At 33.0% G+C, this 8,350-nt stretch carries 7 protein-coding genes; 2 read left to right on the top strand and 5 right to left on the bottom strand.

The window, feature by feature from the left end:
* Positions 1–378 precede the first annotated feature (378 nt).
* Positions 379–948 (top strand): hypothetical protein, encoded by a 570-nt coding sequence (locus tag DWA31_RS08535; protein ID WP_114326179.1) that lies wholly within the window; start codon positions 379–381, stop codon positions 946–948.
* Positions 949–1,118: 170 nt separating this feature from the next.
* The gene (locus DWA31_RS08540; protein WP_281268626.1) at positions 1,119–1,682 is read left to right on the top strand and encodes an N-6 DNA methylase; all 564 of its coding nucleotides are present in this window, start codon (positions 1,119–1,121) and stop codon (positions 1,680–1,682) included.
* 457 nt (positions 1,683–2,139) lie between these two features.
* On the opposite strand, the gene DWA31_RS08545 is transcribed toward DWA31_RS08540, so the two are convergent.
* From DWA31_RS08545 to DWA31_RS08565, 5 genes are all read right to left on the bottom strand, one after another.
* Positions 2,140–3,375 carry an EAL and HDOD domain-containing protein gene (locus tag DWA31_RS08545; protein WP_114326181.1) on the bottom strand — a complete coding sequence of 412 codons (1,236 nt, stop codon included), beginning with the start codon at positions 3,373–3,375 and terminating at the stop codon, positions 2,140–2,142.
* A 103-nt stretch (positions 3,376–3,478) separates the two neighbouring features.
* Positions 3,479–4,714, bottom strand: a complete 1,236-nt coding sequence (locus tag DWA31_RS08550) for an alkaline phosphatase family protein (protein ID WP_114326182.1) — start codon at positions 4,712–4,714, stop codon at positions 3,479–3,481.
* Between the two features lie 37 nt (positions 4,715–4,751).
* A complete protein-coding gene (locus tag DWA31_RS08555; protein ID WP_114326183.1) occupies positions 4,752–5,309 on the bottom strand; it encodes a phosphoribosyltransferase in 558 nt (185 codons plus the stop codon).
* A 116-nt stretch (positions 5,310–5,425) separates the two neighbouring features.
* Positions 5,426–6,607, bottom strand: coding sequence for a tetratricopeptide repeat protein (locus DWA31_RS08560; RefSeq protein WP_114326184.1), 1,182 nt, complete (start codon positions 6,605–6,607; stop codon positions 5,426–5,428).
* A 130-nt stretch (positions 6,608–6,737) separates the two neighbouring features.
* Complete coding sequence (locus DWA31_RS08565) at positions 6,738–8,099, bottom strand: DUF3943 domain-containing protein (protein WP_245942557.1); 1,362 nt, start codon at positions 8,097–8,099, stop codon at positions 6,738–6,740.
* Positions 8,100–8,350 lie beyond the last annotated feature (251 nt).

An 8,350-nucleotide genomic window follows, 5' to 3' on the forward strand; every position in this document is an offset into this window, starting at 1 on the left:
ATCTCTGACTAAAGAAATCGCATCAAGTTTAAATTCTTTTGTATATTTTTTACGTTTGGTCATTTCAGTTCTCCAGTTAAGGCTATTATGTCTTAACTGGGGTAGTCGTATCCATTAAACCAGGTCAGGGCGTAATAAATCAATTCACACTTATGACAGATTCAGAAATGAAATCGAGCGTAGAGTGGCCGCCAAACTTACGAACAAAATTTAAGATCCTTATCACGAAAGACCAACATGATAAGTATTTTAACTGGGCTACTAGTGGAAACGTAGAAACAATAGCTTACATGGAGAATAGTTACATTAGCTATTTATTAGACTTCTGTGAAAAGCTTCAGAAAGTTTTCGATTCTTTTGAGCAAATAGGACAAAACAATGACTAGTCGCCCACAAATGATAATTGAAACCCTTAAAAGTAATAAGGGTACAAAATTTACAGCGAGAGAGTTAGCTAAACTTTTTATAGAGCGATATTCAAGTGCTCTAGCAGATAAACGCACCAACCCTAGATATGACACTGATGACAAATTCATTGCTCAATTAGCTGCTGAAATAGGTGGAGAAAGAACGGTTCGTGCAAAGCAACAATGTCCCAATGTAGTTACTCGTGATAAGCCAAGGACACGTCTTTATTATTGGGATGATGCACCTCAAACAGAAGAGCTTGAAGATGTAGATATTGATAGAAAAGATGCTCAAAGTTGTGTGGGTTCTACATCTTTTAGTGAGCATGATCTTTATCCAATGCTTGTCGAGTTTTTAAATAAAGATATGGGGTTAAACTGCCAAAGAATAGACGAACGTCGTTCAATTAATTCACAAGGGTCAGGTGGTAATCATTGGTTGCATCCTGATATTGTTGCAATGGAGCCGTTAGATCAGTCTTGGGACGAAACGGTGCGAACTTGTGTTCGACATGGCAATGATAAATCTATCAGATTGTGATCTTTTGAAGTAAAGAAAGAACTAACTAGAGGCAATGTTGGGTTTATTCCAACCCCACATCGGTTATTTGGCGTATAGCAATTAGTTCTCGTTTACAATTGTAGATTAATATCTGAATTTAGTTCCGTAAATATTGTGGCGAGTAGGGTGTACTATAGATAACAATTAATATTGAAGACTCTTTTTTATTTAAAGATAATACAAAATATGATCTGATTTTTTCAGGAATTCCCTTTGGGAAACCTTCTGATATTAGTAAGTATGGGCATGAATATCATGGTTATAAGAACAGTTTAGAAGCTATGTTCCTAAAGCATACAATTAATACAGCTTTGGATGGCAAAGCTGTATTAATTGTTCCAGATGGACTTTTATCAAATTCTACACATGAATTCAAAGACTTAAGGTATCAGCTGTTAACTCAGTTTAATTTACATTCTATTCTAAGTCTTCCTATCGGAATTCTAGCGCCTTATGCAAATGTAAAAGTTAGAAACTTAAACTCATTGGCTAAAGGTTCAGCACAACCATCAATCTCATATGAAAAAATTAAAGATATTGAGTTCAGCTTACCAACATATGAAGATCAAGTTTCACTAACTAAATGGTTTAAAGAAATTGAATCAAATAAAATTAAATACATTAAAGCTTTGGAAGAACAGATTGAAAGTTTAAATGCATTAAGTGATTTTGTTATTAACCAAAACAGCATAGAGAGTAAAGAACATAGTTAAATGACAATTTAAGTAATTCGTTAGATATTCTAACGTGACGCTACGTGAAAAATAACGAGGTAAGCCTCACAATAAAATATTTCATGCACGTAGCGCACGATTTTAAAATACTGTTATTTCATAGAACAATACAGAACGATAATAAAAATTTGATCCAGCTTTATATTTGCAAAGTGATATTTTACAAAATGCTAACTGATAATGTAGGCCGTTAAAAATAAAGGTTTACGTTTGCAAGCGTTAACTGGATCGATCCAGTGGTAAGCTTGGAGTATCACAACAACAGGGACAACCACCCTAACATCTACACAGTACACTAAGTCCGATACTCTTTAGTATCGGACTTAGTGTGATTGATTATTTATTATAAACGTTTAAATTTTCTCTTACGCCAATATTAACAAAAACATAGTTATAGACTAATCTAATTTTGATATTGGCTGTATTTTAATGATATTTATAGGTTATCAATATTTAAGCCTTGGCACCACTCGCTAGCTTTCAAAAACTCTTCTTGAACAACTGTTTTATCTAAAGAATATTGTTGTAAGCTCTCTCTCAAATTACCATTCGATTGTAAGTTGTCATGACCAAGTATATAGCTGGTTGTTAAATCAAGTAATTGACCAAGTAATCCTTCATGTGTAACTAATGCATTTTCAATAGGTTGAGCTAAAGGCATTGTTTTAACTATTTCAGCCATTGGCATTGAAAGCATCACTTCAATAGCGCTGAGTAATCCGGTAATAAAAGCAAAGTCGCTTACTGATTTAAATGCACCTTTATCACTCAAACCAAACATCATTTTACCTGTGATAAGTGCTTGTTTACATACTTCATCTGTAGTTTCTGAAGTTAGGTTAGATAAAGCTAAAATAGAAACAAACTGCCTTAACTTATCTTCACCTAAATATGCTGCCGCTTGTTTTAATGAAGTAATTTCGACTCTAGTACCCGTAGCTACATTATTAACCATTTTTAATAAACCAACGGTTAAGTTTACATCGTGGCTTATTATTTCAGCCACTGTTTCATAATTAAGCGGATAATTAAATGTTTCACTTAATAAGTGTAGCATTTGTGTTTTTATTGGAGCTAATGCTTGGCCTTCTATGATTTCAGGCTGATGATAAAAATAGCCTTGAAAATAATTAAATCCTACTTCTGCAAGTGTTTGTTTTTGGTGTTTTGTTTCTACTTTTTCAGCTGCTATAGCGACGTTAAAGGGTTTCATTCGTGCTACGGCAGGTAATAAACGTTTGGTGTTTATTTTCTCAATATCAACTTTTACTATATCAATATAAGGAAATAGTAAATCCCAATGTGGTGCTAAATCATACTCAGTTAACGCTATTTTATAACCTTGATCGTAATAAAACTTAATGATTTTTAATAGTTTTTTGGTAGGTTTTTCTTGTCCTACCAATTCTATAACGATAGTGTCTTTATCAAACATTAATGGGAATTTATGAATTAAACAGTTCTCAGTGAAATTAATAAAGGCTAATTTTCCCATGCTGATTTTTTGAATATCACCATGAATATGATTTTGAATAATCAACTTTGAGCTAGCTATATCATGATCAACCTCAGGAAATTTATTATCCGGACTATCTCTAAATAATAATTCATAGCCAATGGTTTCTAATTTTTCATTAAAAATAGCTTGTCTAGCGATATAAGTATTTTTCATTTCGATTTTTTTGTTGATCAATTACTTGGTAGCAAGATTACCATTATCAAGTGAAAAAGCTAGATTAATCTCTCTAGCGGGTTTATATCCAAGTTACTCTTGGCTATTTAATAATTGTTTCCAATACTAACTGCTGACCATCAATTTCTCTATTCTCATTTAAACCTAGCAGTGTATTCATAAGAGGAAAAACATGAATATTTTGAAAAGGCTCAAGTACCCTACTCTGCGCTATACTTGAACCCGCAGCTATAAAAAAACCATCTAAGCTCGTATTCTTTTTTGGATCAAATCCATGAGTTGCCCCATGTAATTTAGTGACTATATTTTTCCAAATAAATATTGCTGGTGGTGTTGCTTCAATTATTATCTCGGGAACAATCGCTAAATCAGAATTAAATTGCCAGTGTTGAGGATAATTTCCTTTGCTATATATGTTATAAAGTTTTTTGTTAGCCGTAAGATTTGATTGAAGTTTTTTTTCAAAGCTTATACGAGTTCTACTGGATATCTTATTTTTATCTAAATAGATAAAAAGCTGTGTATCATTGTAAGTCACTTTAATACCATCTATTTTTACGTTAATACCTTTAAATATTAAAGGTGTTAGTACTTTCGCTTTTTCGGTAATAGCTACCATTCCATGATCTGAAACTAAGATAATATTAATGGGTTGATAAACTTCATTATTAATTTTATCTATAAAATATCCAAACAACTTATCAAACTCATTAATAGCGGTAATTAATTGTGGCGAATCGAGACCATAGTCATGACCCGCTGAGTCAATGGTAGAGAAATAACTAGCAATGAAATAAGGCCTTTGATTGATTGGTAATTTTAACCACGCAATAAGCTGTTCAATTCTTGCCTTATTTGATGTGTTTTTATTATAAGGAATATTATAACTTGGCGAAGTGTGTCCTTTTGATTCAGATTCAGGCCAAAAATAAACAGCTGATTTAATCAAGTTATCTTCAGCTACTGACCAAAAAGGTGCGGCAGTTAACCATGTATCATTTTCTTTTCCTGAACCTAAGTAGTACGTTTTATCTAATTCAGGATGATAAAATCTATTATGGATTATTCCATGGTTTATCGGATAAGAACCAGTAATAATAGATAAATGATTAGGAAAGGTTTTACTTGGGTATACAGGTAATAATCGCGCTTTAACGCCATTCTCTGCAAAAGCTAAAATATTTTTAGGTTGATACTTTTGTAAATAATTGAAAGAAAAGCCATCAACTGACAGCAAAATCACCGTTGTTTTTGCTGTTATTCCATAGGCAGAAAGAGAAATTAGTAATAAAGACAGTATTGATAAAGGTCTAATCATGCGACAGATCTAAATAGTTAGTTAAAAAATGGATCGGCTATACTAACAAATCTTTAATGTTGGCTAAGTCGGTTTTACCTGCAATAATTTCATCTGGCGTTAAACCAGATAATTCATGGGGGAAAACTAACCACTCTTTTGATTCATGTACAAAATAATCAGGCGTAATATCAACTTGTTTATTTGCTGGTTTATACCAAGGGCAAGCCGTACGAATATCTTTAGGCATATTATTTCGCATTAATAACTCAAGCTGACTAATAAGCGCTTTAATGCTGCGGCCTGAATCAAAAACATCATCTACGATGAGTAACCCATCTCCAGCGTTTGCATTTTCGATAATATAATGTAAACCGTGTACTGTAATTTCTTTACTTTGCTGGTTAATGCCATAGTAAGATGAAGTACGTACAGCAATATGATCTGTCTCTACTTTTTTATAGTCAAAGTACTCTTGAACAGCAATACCAATAGGTGCACCACCTCGCCAAATGCCAACAATGAATTGCGGTCTAAAGCCATCTTCATAGACTTTTGCGGCTAAACGAAATGAATCTTCTAATAACTCTTGTGCGGTAATAAATTTTTTTTCCATTAACGTTAACCTTATTCTCTTATTTATAATATTACTTATTAAATCATTATAACGTGAATATAATGCTTAAAAAATTATTTATCTATTTAGTCAGGTTATATTTCCAGTAAGCGTAACTAGTTGAGTTGTTCTGTATTTAGAAAGTTGAGCTTTGCAATATATTGCCTTTCTGTGAATTTGACTTTATTCAATCGTAATGCCATTTTTATCGCTTTTTTAGCCGCAGATATCCTATTCATTTGATAATAGACTTTTGCTAAACCAAAATATAATTCATGTATCTTATTATTAAGTTTAATGGCTTTTTTATAATGCATAACCGCTTGCTGATAATTATGATTAAAATAAGCCTCATCTGCTAAAAGCGCGTGATAATAGGGGTTCTTATTTCTTTTAGCCTGTAACTTCTGCTCTATTGACTCAGCTTCTACTATAGCTAAATTTTTTCGTAATAAAATAGCTAGATTAGCAAGTGCCGTATAGTTGCCTCGATCTAATGCTATAGCATGTCGGTATGTTAGCTCTGCTATTTGATAATTACTGGTTAATTTATATAGTACAGCTAAGTTCCCCCACGCAGAGCTAAATAACTTATCTGCTTGAGTGGCTGCTTTAAAATATTGATAAGCAATAGTATAGTTTTTATCAACTAGAGCTTGTCCTCCTTTATTATTATAAAATATTGCGAGCACAGTATTTTTATTAATGATTTTCTTAGAAAATGATTCTTTCACCACATAAGGATCAAAATCTATCTGTAGTGTATTAGAGCCATAAAAAAGTATTTTATTTCGATTATCTTTTATTTTTACAAGTAAATTGATATGGCCTGTTAATAAATTATGCTCCCCATTTCTAACCCAATATTCAGGGACATCTACTTGCTGAAAAACAACGTGTAGACCAGCTTTTTTTGCTAAAGCATAAGCCATAATGGTAAGTGACATACAGTTAGCTGTTTGGCTATGAAAGGCTTCTCTGGCAGTAATGTTTGCGTTACTTTGGTAACTAAGAGCAATGTTGTCTTGTGAAAATATATGCTCAAGCAGCAAAGTTGCTTTTTTTTTAGGGCTATAACTACTTTTTAACTTTTCATCTACCAGAGCAATCATTTCACGGTCTAGCATGAAAATTTCTTCTTCTGATTCTATTTGAAATGAAACAGGCTTAGTAAATTTTTGATCAAGATAGAGGGTGTTAACCATCATTTGAGAGTAATTGGAACCATCATTGCTATTTTGACAAGAAAGTAGCAAAGGGAAAGAAAGTAATAAAGTAAATATAAAAGCAGGCTTCATAAATCACGCCCGAAATACTTATTTTAACAAGGGGTAACTAAAGCGTAAGTCAAATAAATAAAAAATGCGATTAATTGCAGAGTATATTAATATTTATTTACAAAGTAATTGTATATGACTTAGCCTTGAACTAACGTTCACCGTTGCCAAATAAATATACTAACCGTGCAGCAATATTATTTTCTGAGGTTTTTTGTCTTGTACTGTAATAGTGGCGCCAGTCAACTTGCAAGGCAAATTTATTCGATATTTTACAATGAATACCGGTACCAACATTTACTTGAAACGTTTTAAAACTTTCATCTTTTTCCCACATTATTTCACCAAAACCACTGGTTAAATATGGGCGTAAACTATGTTGATCATTAAAGTAATATTGGCCGTCTAGACTATAATTTTCATAAGATTTTTCATTACCAGAGACTATATCTTCTACTTTAGCTTTTGAATAAGAAAGACGTGTGGAGTACTTTTTAGAAAAATATAAACCTAAAGAATATTCAGTCACTGTATCATCTTGTACTTGCCAATAATCATCTAAAAGTACTTGTCCGAAACCATATGACACGCCAATAATACTAGTATCTATCGGATCTTTAATTCGGCTTACTCGGTCATGTCTTTTGGGGGTATAATTACTTCCATCGCCAAGCTGTAAAGAAATATTAACTTGTATTTGATTTTCTGTTTGCCCATTTTTCCCAATAGCTACGTTTTTAACACGGACATAGCCGGTGCCAGCTTTAATAATTTCTTTACCAAATAAGTTATTAATACCAACACTCAAACTATCCACAGGATCAAGCAAGATCAGGGCTGTACTGCCTAAAAATGTAGAACCCAAAACAGTCTCACCATTAGCTCTGATATCCATTTCGGTGGTAAATGCCCATTCACCATAAGCCCAACCTAAAACAGGGGTAATAACTAAGTCTTGAATTGAAGGTACTTCAGCAAATGATTCAATACCGTACTCCCAATAAAAAGTAGACATTAATGTTGAATATACAAAAGCATCCCACTGTCGATAGCCAGACTTTCTTGCTACTTGATAATACACCCCACCAAAATATGGATGCCCAATCAAGTTTAATGGACCAGTATCACGATCCCAAACAGGCCCAGCAGTCACATTTTCAAACCACTTATTATAGATACCCTCTTCTTTATCCCAATTTGAAACATCTTCGGGTAATAAAGCAATAACGCCGATAACACCAAAGCCATAAGCAAAGATTGATTTAGTTTGTGACCATAACCGAGCGCTGTCTTCAGAATTTTCAGATGTAAATAAGGATATTTGATAAGGTGACTGATAAAAATCATCTTTTACATCGAGATTTTCCCAGCGAGTTACTGGATATTTTTCAGGATAATAACTAGCAACAATTTCAGCTTCAGTGATGGCTAGTTGTAAATTTACCGCATTAACTTTGCTAACGGGTGTTATTTCATTTTCTTGAGCATATATAGTAGATGAAAAGGATGTCATAGCGCCTATCAATAGACAATTAGACAAAATACTTTTAAATGGTTTACCGAATTCCCTTGGCATCAAATAAAATTCTCTACTTATATATTTATTTATAACAAAATATTAATAAGCTTTAGTTAAAAATATCGAGTAGGGTGAGGCTCATGCCTCATCCCTCTCACAGAACCGTACGTACGGACCTCGTATACGGCTCATGCAATTTACTATTTCTCATCACTTTGATCAGTAATAAGAAGCGAGAACGCCTG

The organism is Candidatus Colwellia aromaticivorans, from assembly GCF_003333305.1.
GTDB classification, from domain to species: Bacteria; Pseudomonadota; Gammaproteobacteria; order Enterobacterales; family Alteromonadaceae; genus Colwellia; species Colwellia aromaticivorans.

Coding starts and splice junctions, on each gene's coding strand:
- DWA31_RS08535 (WP_114326179.1), top strand. CDS start 379: ATGACTAGTCGCCCACAAATGATAATTGAAACCCTTAAAAGTAATAAG.
- DWA31_RS08545 (WP_114326181.1), bottom strand. CDS start 3,375: ATGAAAAATACTTATATCGCTAGACAAGCTATTTTTAATGAAAAATTA.
- DWA31_RS08550 (WP_114326182.1), bottom strand. CDS start 4,714: ATGATTAGACCTTTATCAATACTGTCTTTATTACTAATTTCTCTTTCT.
- DWA31_RS08555 (WP_114326183.1), bottom strand. CDS start 5,309: ATGGAAAAAAAATTTATTACCGCACAAGAGTTATTAGAAGATTCATTT.
- DWA31_RS08560 (WP_114326184.1), bottom strand. CDS start 6,607: ATGAAGCCTGCTTTTATATTTACTTTATTACTTTCTTTCCCTTTGCTA.
- DWA31_RS08565 (WP_245942557.1), bottom strand. CDS start 8,099: ATGACATCCTTTTCATCTACTATATATGCTCAAGAAAATGAAATAACA.